Source organism: Actinacidiphila guanduensis, assembly GCF_900103985.1.
Classification (GTDB): domain Bacteria; phylum Actinomycetota; class Actinomycetes; order Streptomycetales; family Streptomycetaceae; genus Actinacidiphila; species Actinacidiphila guanduensis.
Genome location: NZ_FNIE01000005.1, coordinates 253,785 through 267,559, shown reverse-complemented (window position 1 = coordinate 267,559; position 13,775 = coordinate 253,785). Strand labels below are relative to the sequence as shown.

Here is a 13,775-nt window from a genome sequence, read left to right as displayed (position 1 = left end):
CTACCCACTCCGGGGGCCTTTTGCGCTCCGGTCACCCTACGGCCTCGGACACGCTGCGTGCCGCGGCGAGGCGATCCGTGCGCATTGCACCCGTTCCGTCATGATCGGTCCATGGTCATCCCGGTGTACGACAAGAACCCCGTCCGCCGCCGGCCCGTCGTGACGTACACGCTGATCGCCGTGTGCACCGTGGTGTTCCTGCTGGGCCCGCTGTCCGGCTTCACCACCTCTTACGGCGGCGGCCACCACCTGCAGTGCACCCAGGCGGTGTACTTCGACCGCTGGGGCGTGATCCCCACCGAGCTGTTCCACGGCCGGCTGCCGGTCTCCGCGCTCGCTCTGCCGCCGGGCTGCCCGCCGCCGCGGCCGTTCGCCAAGGTGCCCTTCCTGTCCGTGCTCACCTCGATGTTCCTGCACGGCGGCTGGCTGCACCTGACCGGCAACATGCTCTTCCTCTACGTCTTCGGCGACAACGTGGAGAACCGCATGGGCCGGGTGCGCTTCGCCCTCTTCTACCTGGTCGCCGGCTACCTGGCGACCTACGGCTTCGCGCTCGCCCACAGCGACGACACCCAGAGCCTCGTCGGCGCCTCGGGCGCGATCTCCGGCGCGCTCGGTGCCTACCTCTACCTCTATCCGAAGGCCCGGGTGACCAGCGTCTTCCCGTTCCTGTTCTTCGTGCCGCTGCGCTTTCCCGCCTGGGTGGTGCTCGGCTTCTGGTTCGTGCTGCAGTGGCTGGCCGCGCAGACCGCGCACGGCGGGCCCGGGGTGGCCTACCTCGCCCACGTGGTCGGTTTCGCCTTCGGCTTCCTGTGCGCGTGGGTCTGCTACCGGCCACGGCGTAAGGTGAGCGTCGTCATCGGGACCACCCAAGGAGACATGCAGCCGTGATCACCGCGATCGTGCTCATCAAGACGTCTGTGGACCAGATCCCCGAGATCGCGGAGGCCATCGCAGCGCTCGACCACGTGAGCGAGGTCTACTCGGTGACCGGCGGATACGACCTGGTGGCGCTGGTGCGGGTGGCCCGGCACGACGACCTCGCGGACATCATCCCGGGCCGGATCTCCAAGATCCCCGGCGTGGCCGCCACCGACACCCACGTGGCCTTCCGCACCTACTCCCAGCACGACCTGGAAGCCGCCTTCGCCATCGGCCTCGACTCCTAGGAACGGGCGCCCTCGGCCGTCCCGATGCGGTCAGGACGCCGTCAGGACCCCGCCGTCACCAGGGACGCCAGGGCGGCGAGGAACCGCTCCACGTGCTCGCCGGGAGTGCCCGCGCCGAAGCTCACCCGGATCGCGTCGAGCGAGCGCTCGCCGGGGACCGCGTCCGGCGCCCCGCACTCGCCGAAGGCGTCCGGCTCGCTGCCGAGCAGGGTGCGCACCAGCGGATGGGCGCAGAAGAGCCCGGAGCGCACGCCGATCCCATGCAGGGCCGACAGGTCGGTGGCCAGCTGCGAGGAGTCGTGGCCGGCGACCACGAAGGAGAGCACCCCGACCCGCTCGGACGCCTCGCCGAAGAGCGAGAGCACCCGCACCCCGGGGATCGCCGCGAGCCCGTCCCGCAGCCGGGCGAGAAGTTCACGCTCCCGGGTGACAAGGGAAGCGAAGCCCGCCTCGGTGAGCGCCTTGCACGCCGAGGCGATGGCGTAGGCGCCCACGACGTTCGGCGAGCCGGCTTCGTGGCGGGCGGTGCCGCGGTGCCACTCCACCTCGACCTGCTCGCCCGCGCGGGCGACCGTCCGGGTGGCGCCGCCGCCCGCGAGGTAGGGCCGGGCCTCGTCCAGCCAGTCGGCGCGGCCGGCCAGCACTCCGGCACCGAAGGGCGCGTAGAGCTTGTGGCCGGAGAAGGCGACCCAGTCCACGTCCAGGGCGGTGATGTCCACCGGGCGGTGGGGGGCGAGTTGGGCGGCGTCCAGCACGATGCGGGCGCCGTGCCGGTGCGCGGCGGCGGCCAGCTGCCGCACCGGCCAGATCTCCCCGGTGACGTTCGACGCGCCGGTCACGCAGACCAGCTTGGGACCCTTGGGAGCGCCGTGCAGCGCGGTGTCGAGGAGGGCGACGGCCTGCTCGGGGGTGTGCGGGGCGGGGAGGTAGACGACCTCGCCGTCCTCGGCCCGCTCCCAGGGCAGCAGGGCCGCGTGGTGCTCGGTCTCGAAGACGAAGACGCGGGTGCCGGCGGGCAGGGCGGCGGCCAGCAGGTTGAGCGAGTCGGTGGTGGAGCGGGTGAAGAGCACCTCGTCACCGGGGCGGCAGCCGAGGAAGCGGGCGACGGTCTCGCGGCTCTGCTCGAACAGGTCGGTGGACAGCTGCGAGAGATAGCCGGCGCCGCGGTGGACACTGCCGTAGTAGGGCGCGTACGCGGCGACGTCGTCCCAGACGCGCTGCAGGGCGGGGGCGCTGGCGGCGTAGTCCAGCGGGACGTAGCCGGCCTCACCGCCGGTGGCCAGCGGCACCCGCACGTCCCGGCCGAGCACGGCCAGCGGCGCCGGGGCCGAAGCACAGGAGGGGTCCGGCTCGGAGGGCGCGACGGCGGCGGGAACAGCGGCGGGGGCACTGGCAGGGGCAGCGGCCGCGGTGGTGGCTGTGGCGAGGGACGAGACGACGGGGACGCGGGGAGTGCGGATCACACGGTCGGTGGCAGGCGTGGTCACAGTCATGACGAACTCCGGTGGCAGGCAGGCGAAAGCACCACTCACCGGCAGCGCGGTGGCGCTGCCCGGGTGGCGCGGAAGATGGTGATCGGTGCGGAATTGCGGGTGGCAGAGACCGGGGCCGACAGGCCCTAAAGCATTCGCTTGCTCATGGAGAACTCCCCAAGTCCGGCTTGCTGTGAGCCTTGCTGCTTCACAGCCTGGTCATCACCCGGGGCACCCCGCCTCGGACGGAGGGTTGCCGGACAGCGAGCCGGGGCCTTGACGCTGTCACTCGTGACCTGAACAGAAATTGTGCCATACAGCGGCCCGGGCGCAAGGTGCCGTCCGCCCAATGGACGGGACCGTGCGCCCGGACGGTGCCCGCGGCATGAGGCGGGCACGGGGGACTTCCGGGCGAAGGGGCGCCGGTTCAGGCGTTGCTGGCGGCCACCCAGCGGTCCAGGACGGCCGCCGCGGCGCCGGAGTCGATGGACTGCGCTGCCCGCACCAGACCGGCGGCGATCCGCTCCTCCAGCGTGCCCTGGGCCCCGGGCTCCAGCGCGGTGAGGGCCGCCGCGGAGTTGAGCAGCACCGCGTCGCGCACCGGGCCGGTCTCGCCGGCCAGCAGCCGCCGGGCCACCCCGGCGTTGTGGGCCGCGTCGGCGCCGCGCAGGGCCGACAGCGGCACCAGGTCGAGGCCGACGTCGCGAGGGTCGAAGGCGCTGTGCTCGACCTTGCCGTCCCGGACCGCCCACACCTGCGAGGTGCCGGTGGTGGTCAGCTCGTCCAGGCCGTCGTCGCCGCGGAAGACCAGGGCGGAGGAGCCGCGCTCGGCGAGCACACCGGCCACGATCGGGGCCATCCGCAGGTCGGCGACGCCGGTGGCCTGGGCCATCACCCGGGCCGGGTTGGTCAGCGGACCCAGGAAGTTGAACGGGGTGGCCACCCCCAACTCGCTGCGGGCGGTGGCCACATGGCGCAGCGAGGGGTGGAACCTTATGGCGAAGCAGAAGGTGATGCCGGCCTCCTCCGCGACCTCCACCACCCGCTCGGGGCTCAGGTCGAGGTTGACCCCGAGGGCGCCCAGCACGTCGGAGGCGCCGCTGGCCGAGGAGGCGGCCCGGTTGCCGTGCTTGACGACCTTCGCACCGGTGCCGGCGACCACGATCGCCGACATCGTGGAGATGTTGACGCTGTGCGAGCGGTCGCCGCCGGTGCCGACGATGTCCACGGTGCGGCCGGGCACCTCGATGGTGCGGGCGTGCGCGTACATCGCCCGGACCAGGCCGGAGATCTCGTCCACCGTCTCGCCCTTGGCCCGCAGCGCCACCGCGAAGCCGGCGATCTGCACGTCGGTGGCCTCGCCGCGCATGATGGAGTCCATCGCCCAGGCCGTGTCGTCCACCGACAGGTCCCGCCCGGCCAGCAGCGCGCTCAGCACGTCCGGCCAGGTACGCGTGGCCGCGGGGTCGCCTCCGGCGGGGTTCACAACGCTCATGGCTCACGCTCCTGCAACGGCACCCGAGTGGACCCTCACCCTATCGGGACGCGGCGGTACCGCAGGACGGCCCGGCGCCCCTCGTGCGAGGGGTGCCGGGCCGTCCCGTGTGGCGATGCGCGATGCGTGATCAGTGGTGGCCGTGGCCCGAGGTGATCTCCTCGTACTCCTCGGCCGTCGGCTTCGGGATCTGGCTGTGCTCGCCGTACCAGTTCTGCGACAGCCGGGCCTGGACCTTGGCGATCGGGCCGGCCTTGCGGGCCACGCCGTTCTCGTCCACCTCCGGGGCGAGCGTGAGCGGCTTCGGCTGGGCGTGCGCGGTGAGCACGTGCAGCTGCTGCTGCGACAGCGGCTCGTGGACCTCGATGAACTCGCCGTGCGGGAGGCGCTTGATGATGCCGGTCTCCCGCCCGTGCAGGACCTTGTCGCGGTCGCGCCGCTGCAGCCCCAGGCAGATCCGCTTGGTGATCCAGTACGTGATCACCGGGGCCACGAAGAAGCTGACCCGGACGAACCAGGTGATCGCGTTGATCGACAAGTGGAAGTGGGTGGCGAAGATGTCGTTGCCACCGCCGATGAGCAGGATGAAGTAGACGGTCAGCCACGCCACGCCGATACCGGTGCGCACCGGCCGGTTGCGCGGGCGGTCCGCCAGGTGGTGCTCGCTCTTGTCACCGGTGACCCAGGCCTCGATGAACGGGTACGCGGCGATCGACATCATCACCAGCGGGAAGATCATCAGCGGGATGAACACGCCGAGCACCAGCGTGTGACCCCACGCTCTGATCTCCCAGCCGGGCATCACCCGGATCAGGCCCTCGGAGAAGCCCATGTACCAGTCGGGCTGGGCGCCGGTGGACACCTGGTCCGGCCGGTACGGGCCCATCTCCCAGATCGGGTTGACGGTGGCGACGGCGGCGATCGCCGCGATGACACCAAAGACGATGAAGAAGAAGCCGCCCGCCTTCGCGGTGTAGATCGGGAAGAACGGCGCACCGACGACGTTCTTCTCGGTCTTGCCCGCACCCGGGAACTGGGTGTGCTTGTGGAAGAAGACCAGGATCAGGTGGAGCACCAGCAGGCCGGCCATCATGCCCGGCAGCAGCAGGATGTGGATCGAGTAGAACCGGCCGACGAAGTCGTGGCCGGGGAACTCCCCGCCGAACAGGAACATCGACAGGTAGGTGCCCACGATCGGCACCGACAGGATGGCGCCTTCCATGAACCGCACACCGGTGCCGGAGAGCAGGTCGTCCGGGAGCGAGTAGCCGGTGAAGCCGGTGAACATGCCGAGGAACAGCAGCGTCCAGCCGAACAGCCAGTTGATCTCGCGCGGCTTGCGGAACGAGCCGGTGAAGAAGACGCGCATCATGTGCACGATCATGGCCGCGATGAAGATCAGCGCGGACCAGTGGTGGATCTGGCGGACCAGCAGGCCGCCGCGCACGTCGAAGCTGATGTGCAGCGTCGAGGAGTACGCCTCCGACATCCGCACGCCCTGCAGCGGGGTGTACGAGCCGTGGTAGACGACCTCGTTCATGCTCGGGTGGAAGAACAGCGTCAGGTACACACCCGTGAGGATGAGGATCGTGAAGCTGTAGAGGCAGATCTCGCCGAGCATGAAGGACCAGTGGTCCGGGAAGACCTTCCGCAGGTTCGACTTGGCGAACTTGTAGAGGCCGAGCCGGCCGTCGGCCCACTCCGCGACGCGCTCACCCGGGTTGCTCGGGCGGCCGCGCTGCGCCGGTGCTTCTTCGGTCGTGGTGCTCATGAGCGCTCCCAGAATGCGGGGCCGACAGGCTCCTCGAAGTCGCCGAGGGCGACGAGGTCACCGTCACCGTCAACGCTGATCCGAAGCTGAGGCAGGGGGTGGCCCGCGGGACCGAACAGTACCCGGGCTCCGTCGGAGAGGTCGAAGGTCGACTGGTGGCAGGGGCACAGGACGTGGTGCGTCTGCTGCTCGTACAGGCTGATCGGGCAGCCGACGTGGGTGCAGATCTTGGAGAAGGCGACGATGCCCTCGTGGCCCCAGTCACGCTCGCGCTTGTCCTTGATGTCGCCCGGCTTGAGCCGCACGATCATCAGGGCCGCCTTGGCGATCTGCTCCTGGAAGTCGTCCTGCGTCTCCTCCAGCCCCTGCGGCTGCGCGAAGGTCAGCGAACCGACCTGCACGTCCTCCGGCCGGAGCGGCTGGCTGGTGTTGGAGTTGATGAGCTTCTTGCCCTTGGCCCAGGCGGTGTGGTCGAGCTTCTTCTCCGGCAGCGGGCCGAGGTCGCGCAGCAGCACCACGCCGGCGAGCGGCACCAGGGTGAGCGCGCCCAGCATGGAGTTGCGGATCATCTTGCGGCGGCCGAAGCCGCTCTCCTTGGCGCCGGTGATCCACTGCTGGCGGACGTTCTCGCGCAGCTGGTCGTCGGCGTCGGCGCGGTGCCGCTCGTCGGTGATCTCCTCGTCCGACATCAGCGTGCGCGCCCAGTGGACGGCGCCGGCGCCGATGGCGAACAGCGCGACCCCCAGCGTCAGGCCGAGCGAGAAGTTCAGCGCGCTGACGTGGCCGAACGGGAAGATGTAGACGATCTTGTCGACCGGGAAGATCACGAAGCAGGCGATGAAGCCGATGGTGGCGAGCATCGACAGGACGAACAGGCCGGTGACCACGCGCTCGGAGTGCCGAGCGGCCTTCGGGTCGATGTCCTGGCGCCTGAACTCGTGGGGCGGCAGACCCGGGTTGGCGAACGGGTCCTTCCTGGCCGCCTCGTGGCCGTGGTCGGAGCCGTGCTCCGGCAGGTTCTCTGGCACGTCGTTGTGTGATCCGATTTCGGTCATGACTTCTTGGCCTTCGTGTTGCGCGCCGCGAGCCAGACGGCGAGACCGAGGAGCGTGCCGAGGCCGAAGACCCAGGCGAACAGGCCCTCGGACACCGGACCCAGCGAACCGAGCGTGAACCCGCCGGGGTTCGGGCTCTGCGCGGTGTCGACGGCGTGCAGGTACGCGATGATGTCGGCCTTGTCCTTCGACGGCATCGTGCTGTCGGGGAAGGACGGCATGTTCTGCGGGCCGGTCTGCATGGCCTCGTAGATGTGCTTCGACGAGGAGCCCTTCAGGCTCGGCGCGAACTTGCCGTGCGTCAGCGCACCGCCCTTGCCGACGAAGTTGTGGCACTGCGAGCAGTTGGTGCGGAAGAGCTCACCGCCCTTGGCGACATCCGCGTCGGCCGGGCTGTACTGGTCCTTGGTCGGAGCGGCGGGGCCGGGGCCGAGCGAGGCGATGTACGCGGCGAGCTGGTCGATCTGCGCCTGGGTGTAGATGACCTTCTTCTTCTCCACCTGCGGGCCGGGCTGCTGGGCCGGCATGCGACCGGTGCCGACCTGGAAGTCGACCGCGGCCGAGCCGACGCCGACCAGACTCGGGCCGTCGTCACTGCCCTGCCCGTTGCTGTTGTGGCAGCTGGCACAGCCGACGTCGTAGAGCTTCTTGCCCTGCTCGATGGCGAGCGACTGCTGGCCCGAGTCCTGGGCCTGCGCCTTGGGCGCGGGCGCGAGCGCGGCGTACAGCCCCCCCGTGGCCGCGAGCGCGAAGAGTAGGACGACGAGCGCCGCCATCGGGTGGCGCCGTCGTGCCGAAAGCTTTTTCACGGATTACCCCGATGTCAGGATCTCTTGTGTCGATGCTTCTGGCTGGGTCGCCCGTCGGGAACGCAACGCGGTACCGACGGCTGGGTACCGCTTACTTGATCAGGTAGATCGTGGCGAAGAGGCCGATCCAGACCACGTCGACGAAGTGCCAGTAGTAGGACACGACGATGGCGGCGGTGGCCTGCTGGTGGGTGAACCTCTTGGCCGCGTAGGTGCGCCCCAGCACCAGCAGGAAGGCGATCAGACCACCCGTCACGTGCAGGCCGTGGAACCCGGTCGTCAGGTAGAACACCGAACCGTAGGGGTCGGAGCTGAGCGAGATCCCGTCCTTCTTGACCAGGTTGGTGTACTCGAAGATCTGCCCGCCGATGAAGATCGCACCCATCACGAAGGTGACGATGAACCACGACCGCAGCTTCTTGACGTCACCGCGCTCGGCGGCGAACACGCCCATCTGGCACGTGAACGAGGAGAGCACCAGGATCGTCGTGTTCGTCGCGGAGAACGGGACGTTCAGCGCGTCGGCGTGTGCCTTCCAGAAGTCGGCACCCGTGACCGACCGGAGGGTGAAGTACATCGCGAAGAGGGCCGCGAAGAACATCAGCTCGGAGCTCAACCAGATGATGGTCCCGACGCTGGTGAGGTTCGGCCGGTTGACCGACGGGTGCGCGTGCCCGGTTTCTACTGCTGTTGCTGTCGCCACGTCCGACATTATGTCGGGCGCTTATCCGGCGCTCACTCCCGGGGTCCCCCTTCGGTGTGTCAAGCCCGCCCGGCGACCCGAACGGCCCGCTCGGGGGCCGTTTCGCGGTCCCTCGATCGAGCGGCCCCCTCCTCGTGGAGGGCCTGCCGGGAGTAGGCTCCGAGCCACTTGGGAAATCCTTCACGAGGAGGACGACGATGCAGCCGACCGCCACGGTGCTGGTCTACAGCGACGACGCCAACACCCGCGAGCAGGTGCGCCTCGCCGTCGGCCGTCGGCCCGCCGCCGACCTGCCGCCGGTGCAGTACCTGGAGTGCGCGACGCTGCCCGCGGTCATCACCGAGCTGGAGAAGGGCGGCATCGACGCCCTGGTGCTGGACGGTGAGGCGAACCCGGCCGGCGGGCTGGGCGTGTGCCGCCAGGTGAAGGACGAGATCTACAACTGCCCGCCGGTGCTGGTGCTCATCGGCCGCCCCCAGGACGCCTGGCTGGCCACCTGGAGCCGGGCGGACGCGGCGGTCACCCACCCCGTGGACCCGGTGGCCCTGACCGACACGCTCGCCATCCTGCTGCGCCGCCGCATCGCGCCCCCGGCGAAGACGGTGGCCCACCGGTAGCCCGCCAAGGGAGCGAACGGAAGGCTAAGCCGTCTGGGGGGACAGGCGGGCGGGGTCGCCGGCCGGGACGTCGACCGGAGTGGTCTGGTCCTGGTCGGAGTTGCCGCCGGTGCCGCTCGTGCCGCCGCCGGTGCTGCCGGCACCGCCGGAGGCGCCGCCGTCACCGGTCAGCGCGCTGCCCTTCTGCCACTGGGCCCAGGTGAGGTTCCAGTCGCCGAAGCCGTTGTCGAACGGCGTCATCGTCGGGCCATGGCTGTTGACGACCCGGACGATGTCGCCGACCCGCACGTGGTCGAAGAACCAGTGCGCGTCGTCGGTGCTCATCCCGGTGCAGCCGTGGCTGACGTTCGCGTACCCCTGGGAGCCGACCGACCAGGGCGCGGCGTGCACGTACTCACCGCTCCAGGTCACCCGGGTGGCCCAGTAGACCGGCAGGTCGTAGGAGTCGGAGCTGCCGGCCGCGATGCCGACCGTCTCGCTGCGCATCTGGACGAACGACTCCTTGTCCAGCACCACCTTGATGCCGTTGCGGGTGTCGAAGCCCGGCTTGCCGGTGGTGACCGGGAAGGTCCGCACCACCTTGCCGTCGTCCTTGAAGGTCATCTGGTCGGTGGAGGCGTCGGTGAGCGCCTCGATGCGGTCGCCGGTGTGGATCGTCAGCGGCTTGTCCGCCGCTCCGTAGAGCCCCTTGGTGATCTGGACGCCGCTGAGCGTGCTGCGCGCGGTGATCGTGGCGTGCGCCGGCCAGTAGGTGCTGGGCCGGTAGTGCAGCGTCTTGTCGTCCACCCAGTACCAGGAGCCGGCGGCCGCGCTGGGGTTCGCCGACACCTGCAGGTGGGACTCGACGATCGCGCGGGACGCCCGGTCCTTCACCGGCGCGCTGAGCGTGGCGGTGATCGGCTCGCCCACGCCGTAGGTGCCCGCGTCGGGGCCGAAGGTGACGTGGAAGCCGGAGGTGGCCGCGGTGGTGTCGAAGGTGAGCGTCTTGCGGCCGGGACGGCCGCCGGAGTCCTCGGTGCTCACCCGGACGGTGTAGTGCGAGCCGGCGGCGAGCGGGGTGGTGGAGTGCCAGTGCTTGCTGTCGGCGCTCAACTGCCCGCTGACGTACCGGCCGGTGGAGTCGGTGGCGGTGACGTCGGTTATCTGGGTGCCGCCCTTGACGGACACCTCGAGCGGCTTGGCGGGGTCCGCCTTGCCGCCCTTCGCGGCGGTGTAGGTGACCTTGGCCGCGGCGTCGTGGGGCGAGGAGGCGAGCGGGTTCCCGCCGCCTGAGCAGGCGGCGAGGCCGACCGCGAGGGGCGCGGCGAGCAGAGCGCGGCGCAGGGGTATGCGGCGGCCGGGGCGGGGGCGCGAGGGAAGGTGGTTCATGCCGTTCACGCTAGGAACGGGGGCCGGCTTCCGCGCGGTGGGCGCCTGCAATCCGGTGACACGGCGTCGGGAACGAACGGCGGACGGGCGCGGGCCCGGCACCGGGAAGGTGCCGGGCCCGCGCCCGTCCCGCACGGCGTCATGCCGTCACTGCGTGCGGTTCTCGCCGCGGTAGTACTCGAAGACCCAGCCGTAGATGCCGATCAGGATCACGGGGGCGGCGAAGAACATCAGCCACCAGCCGAAGATGATCCCGAGGAAGGCGAGGCTGCCGCCGACCGCCAGCGCGAGCGGCTGCCAGCTGTGCGGGCTGAAGAAGCCCAGCTCGCCGGCGTCGTCCGCGATGTCCGCGTCCTCGCGGTCCTGGGCGCCGGTGTCGGCCCGCCGGGCGGTGAACGCCAGGTAGAAGCCGATCATGGTGCACAGCGCGAACCCCATGAACAGGGCGGTGGTGCCGGCCGCTTCCTTGGACCAGAAGCCGTAGACGATGGCGGCGGCCAGCATGAAGACGGCCAGGCCGACGAACATCTTGCCTTGGAGCTTCACGCCCGGCCCTCCTTGTCGTCGGCGCCGGTGAGCGGGGCCGTGGTGGCGCCGCCGGCGGCGATGGCGTCAAGGGCGGCGATCTCCGGGTGGTGCAGGTCGAACGCCGGGGATTCGGAGCGGATGCGCGGCAGCGTGAGGAAGTTGTGCCGCGGCGGCGGGCAGGAGGTCGCCCACTCCAGCGAGCGGCCGTAGCCCCACGGGTCGTCCACCTCGACCTTCTTGCCGTACTTGGCGGTCTTCCAGACGTTGTAGAGGAACGGCAGGATCGACAGGCCGAGCAGGAAGGAGCTGATGGTGGAGACCGTGTTCAGCGTGGTGAAGCCGTCGGCGGCCAGGTAGTCGGCGTACCGGCGGGGCATGCCCTCCACACCCAGCCAGTGCTGGACCAGGAAGGTGCCGTGGAAGCCGAAGAAGAGCGTCCAGAAGGTGATCTTGCCCAGCCGCTCGTCGAGCATCTTGCCGGTCATCTTCGGCCACCAGAAGTGGAAGCCGGCGAACATCGCGAACACCACGGTGCCGAAGACCACGTAGTGGAAGTGCGCCACCACGAAGTACGAGTCGGAGACGTGGAAGTCCAGCGGCGGCGCGGCCAGGATGACACCGGTCAGACCGCCGAAGGTGAAGGTGATCAGGAAGCCGATCGCCCACAGCATCGGTGTCTCGAAACTCAGTGAGCCCTTCCACATGGTGCCGATCCAGTTGAAGAACTTCACACCGGTCGGTACCGCGATCAGGAAGGTCATGAAGGAGAAGAACGGCAGCAGCACACCGCCGGTGACGTACATGTGGTGCGCCCACACCGTCACCGACAGGCCGGCGATGGAGATGGTCGCGGCCACCAGGCCGATGTAGCCGAACATCGGCTTGCGCGAGAAGACCGGGATGACCTCGGAGATGATGCCGAAGAACGGCAGCGCGATGATGTACACCTCCGGGTGGCCGAAGAACCAGAAGAGGTGCTGCCACAACAAGGCGCCGCCGTTGGCGGCGTCGAAGACATGGGCCCCGAATTTCCGGTCGGCCTCCAGGCAGAGCAGCGCGGCGGCGAGCACCGGGAAGGCGAGGAGCACCAGCACCGCGGTCAGCAGCACGTTCCAGCAGAAGATCGGCATCCGGAACATCGTCATGCCGGGGGCGCGCATGCAGATGATCGTGGTGATGAAGTTGACGGCGCCGAGGATGGTGCCGAAGCCGGACAGCGCCAGACCCATGATCCACATGTCCGCGCCGACGCTCGGCGAGTTGACCGCGCTGGACAGCGGCGAGTACGCGAACCAGCCGAAGTCGGCCGCGCCCTGCGGGGTGAGGAAGCCGCCCACCGCGATCAGCGAGCCGAACAGGTAGAGCCAGTAGGCGAACATGTTCAGCCGCGGGAACGCCACGTCGGGCGCGCCGATCTGCAGCGGCATGATCCAGTTGGTGAAGCCGGCGAACAGCGGTGTCGCGAACATCAGCAGCATCACGGTGCCGTGCATCGTGAACGCCTGGTTGAACTGCTCGTTGGACAGGAACTGGTTGCCCGGCCGGGCGAGCTCGGCGCGCATCATCAGCGCCATCACGCCGCCGATGAGGAAGAAGGCGAACGACGTCACCAGGTACAGCGTGCCGATGGTCTTGTGGTCCGTGGTGCTCAGCCACGACACCACGATCGAGCCCGGCTTCTTGGTGCGCGCCGGGATCTCGTCCTCGTAGGAGTCGTCGGCCGCGGCCGTCCCCTGGGGTTCGTTGAGAATGCTCATGTGGTCTTGGGCTCCGAGTTCTTCGCGTTGCCCGTGGTGGCAATGCCCGACGGCAGATAACCGGTCTGACCCTTTGCCGCCAGGTCCTTGAGGTGCTGCTCGTACTGCGCCGGCGTGACCACCTTGACGTTGAAGAGCATCCGGGAGTGGTCCACGCCGCACAGCTCGGCGCACTTGCCCTTGAAGTCACCGATCTTGTTCGGGGTGACCTGGAAGGCGTTGGTGTGGCCCGGGATGACGTCCATCTTCATCAGGAAGGGCACCACCCAGAAGGAGTGGATGACGTCCCTGGAGGTCAGCACGAAGCGGACGGTCTGGCCCTCGGGCAGCCACAGCGTCGGCCCGGGCAGGCCCGTCTCGGGGTCCCTGCTCGCGGCGGTGCCGACGTCGTAGACACCCTCTTCGCCGGGCTGGAAGTCCAGCTTGTTCTGCGGGATGTTGGCGAGCTCGGAGGGGACCTTCGCGCCGGTGGCCGGGTTCCCGTCGACGTTCTCCAGGTAGTTGAAGCCCCAACTCCACTGGAAGCCGACCACGTTGACCACGTGCTGCGGCTTGGCCGACAGGCTCGTCAGCTTGTTCTCGTCCCGGGCGGTGAAGTAGAAGAGCACCGCGACGATGACGATCGGGACGATGGTGTACAGGGCCTCGATCGGCATGTTGTACCGGGTCTGCGGGGGGACCTCGACCTTGGTCCGGCTGCGCCGGTGGAAGATCACGCTCCACAGGATCAGGCCCCACACGAGGCAGCCGGTCACGAGCGCGGCGGCCCACGAGCCCTGCCAGAGGGAGAGGATGCGGGGTGCCTGCTCCGTCGCCGGAGAGGGCATGCCGAGACGGGGATAGTCCTTGTACGAGCAACCGGTGGCGGTTGCCAGGACCAGGCCCGCGGCCAGCGCCCGTGGCAGCCATCGCCGCACCGGGCGCCGCGACATGGGGTTGCCTCCCACGCCGTTCTGGCCGTGGGGGAGGTCGGAGCCGTTGGGACTCACGTAGCGCCTTCCCGAGAGTCTCGCCCGCGCGTCGAGTGTCTC

The 13,775-nt window shown here is 69.6% G+C and carries 13 protein-coding genes and 1 riboswitch; of the genes, 3 read left to right on the top strand and 10 right to left on the bottom strand.

Features of this window, described 5'->3' with window-relative positions; translation table 11 throughout:
• Nucleotides 1-111: 111 nt before the first annotated feature.
• Together BLR33_RS12800 and BLR33_RS12795 are read left to right on the top strand one after the other, a co-directional pair.
• Entirely contained in the window at nt 112-891 is a 780-nt protein-coding gene (locus BLR33_RS12800; protein WP_093784515.1) for a rhomboid family intramembrane serine protease, read from the top strand.
• The gene (locus tag BLR33_RS12795) at nt 888-1,169 is read left to right on the top strand and encodes an Lrp/AsnC ligand binding domain-containing protein (protein WP_093784514.1); all 282 of its coding nucleotides are present in this window, start codon (nt 888-890) and stop codon (nt 1,167-1,169) included. The genes BLR33_RS12800 and BLR33_RS12795 overlap by 4 nt, the downstream gene beginning before the upstream one ends.
• A 41-nt stretch (nt 1,170-1,210) precedes the next feature.
• Here BLR33_RS12795 and BLR33_RS12790 read toward each other — a convergent pair whose 3' ends face one another.
• The 6 genes from BLR33_RS12790 to ctaE form a co-directional block, all read right to left on the bottom strand.
• Nucleotides 1,211-2,662, bottom strand: coding sequence for an aminotransferase class V-fold PLP-dependent enzyme (locus tag BLR33_RS12790; protein WP_093784513.1), 1,452 nt, complete (start codon nt 2,660-2,662; stop codon nt 1,211-1,213).
• Between the two features lie 158 nt (nt 2,663-2,820).
• A riboswitch (SAM riboswitch) is annotated at nt 2,821-2,938 on the bottom strand.
• A 130-nt stretch (nt 2,939-3,068) separates the two neighbouring features.
• Entirely contained in the window at nt 3,069-4,136 is a 1,068-nt protein-coding gene (trpD, locus tag BLR33_RS12785) for an anthranilate phosphoribosyltransferase (protein ID WP_093784512.1), read from the bottom strand.
• A gap of 130 nt (nt 4,137-4,266) precedes the next feature.
• Nucleotides 4,267-5,907, bottom strand: a complete 1,641-nt coding sequence (gene qcrB / locus BLR33_RS12780) for a cytochrome bc1 complex cytochrome b subunit (RefSeq protein ID WP_093784511.1) — start codon at nt 5,905-5,907, stop codon at nt 4,267-4,269.
• The gene (qcrA, locus tag BLR33_RS12775) at nt 5,904-6,962 is read right to left on the bottom strand and encodes a cytochrome bc1 complex Rieske iron-sulfur subunit (RefSeq protein ID WP_093784510.1); all 1,059 of its coding nucleotides are present in this window, start codon (nt 6,960-6,962) and stop codon (nt 5,904-5,906) included. Before qcrA ends, qcrB begins: the two co-directional genes overlap by 4 nt.
• Nucleotides 6,959-7,771 (bottom strand): cytochrome bc1 complex diheme cytochrome c subunit, encoded by an 813-nt coding sequence (gene qcrC, locus BLR33_RS12770; RefSeq protein ID WP_093784509.1) that lies wholly within the window; start codon nt 7,769-7,771, stop codon nt 6,959-6,961. Before qcrC ends, qcrA begins: the two co-directional genes overlap by 4 nt.
• A 91-nt stretch (nt 7,772-7,862) precedes the next feature.
• Complete coding sequence (ctaE, locus tag BLR33_RS12765) at nt 7,863-8,483, bottom strand: aa3-type cytochrome oxidase subunit III (protein WP_093784508.1); 621 nt, start codon at nt 8,481-8,483, stop codon at nt 7,863-7,865.
• A gap of 188 nt (nt 8,484-8,671) precedes the next feature.
• Between ctaE and BLR33_RS12760 the strand changes: the two genes are divergently transcribed.
• Complete coding sequence (locus BLR33_RS12760) at nt 8,672-9,091, top strand: hypothetical protein (RefSeq protein ID WP_093784507.1); 420 nt, start codon at nt 8,672-8,674, stop codon at nt 9,089-9,091.
• A gap of 24 nt (nt 9,092-9,115) precedes the next feature.
• On the opposite strand, the gene BLR33_RS12755 is transcribed toward BLR33_RS12760, so the two are convergent.
• From BLR33_RS12755 to ctaC, 4 genes are all read right to left on the bottom strand, one after another.
• On the bottom strand, nt 9,116-10,459 hold the full coding sequence (locus tag BLR33_RS12755; RefSeq protein ID WP_093784506.1) for a L,D-transpeptidase: 1,344 nt from the start codon (nt 10,457-10,459) through the stop codon (nt 9,116-9,118).
• A gap of 147 nt (nt 10,460-10,606) precedes the next feature.
• Nucleotides 10,607-11,005: a cytochrome c oxidase subunit 4 gene (locus tag BLR33_RS12750; protein WP_093784505.1), complete on the bottom strand. Its 399-nt coding sequence runs from the start codon at nt 11,003-11,005 to the stop codon at nt 10,607-10,609.
• Nucleotides 11,002-12,744, bottom strand: coding sequence for an aa3-type cytochrome oxidase subunit I (gene ctaD, locus BLR33_RS12745; RefSeq protein WP_093784504.1), 1,743 nt, complete (start codon nt 12,742-12,744; stop codon nt 11,002-11,004). Before ctaD ends, BLR33_RS12750 begins: the two co-directional genes overlap by 4 nt.
• Nucleotides 12,741-13,733, bottom strand: a complete 993-nt coding sequence (gene ctaC / locus BLR33_RS12740) for an aa3-type cytochrome oxidase subunit II (protein ID WP_407639666.1) — start codon at nt 13,731-13,733, stop codon at nt 12,741-12,743. The genes ctaD and ctaC overlap by 4 nt, the downstream gene beginning before the upstream one ends.
• Nucleotides 13,734-13,775: the final 42 nt, after the last annotated feature.

Coding starts and splice junctions, on each gene's coding strand:
- BLR33_RS12800 (WP_093784515.1), top strand. CDS start 112: ATGGTCATCCCGGTGTACGACAAGAACCCCGTCCGCCGCCGGCCCGTC.
- BLR33_RS12790 (WP_093784513.1), bottom strand. CDS start 2,662: ATGACTGTGACCACGCCTGCCACCGACCGTGTGATCCGCACTCCCCGC.
- trpD (WP_093784512.1), bottom strand. CDS start 4,136: ATGAGCGTTGTGAACCCCGCCGGAGGCGACCCCGCGGCCACGCGTACC.
- qcrB (WP_093784511.1), bottom strand. CDS start 5,907: ATGAGCACCACGACCGAAGAAGCACCGGCGCAGCGCGGCCGCCCGAGC.
- qcrA (WP_093784510.1), bottom strand. CDS start 6,962: ATGACCGAAATCGGATCACACAACGACGTGCCAGAGAACCTGCCGGAG.
- ctaE (WP_093784508.1), bottom strand. CDS start 8,483: ATGTCGGACGTGGCGACAGCAACAGCAGTAGAAACCGGGCACGCGCAC.
- BLR33_RS12760 (WP_093784507.1), top strand. CDS start 8,672: ATGCAGCCGACCGCCACGGTGCTGGTCTACAGCGACGACGCCAACACC.
- BLR33_RS12755 (WP_093784506.1), bottom strand. CDS start 10,459: ATGAACCACCTTCCCTCGCGCCCCCGCCCCGGCCGCCGCATACCCCTG.
- ctaD (WP_093784504.1), bottom strand. CDS start 12,744: ATGAGCATTCTCAACGAACCCCAGGGGACGGCCGCGGCCGACGACTCC.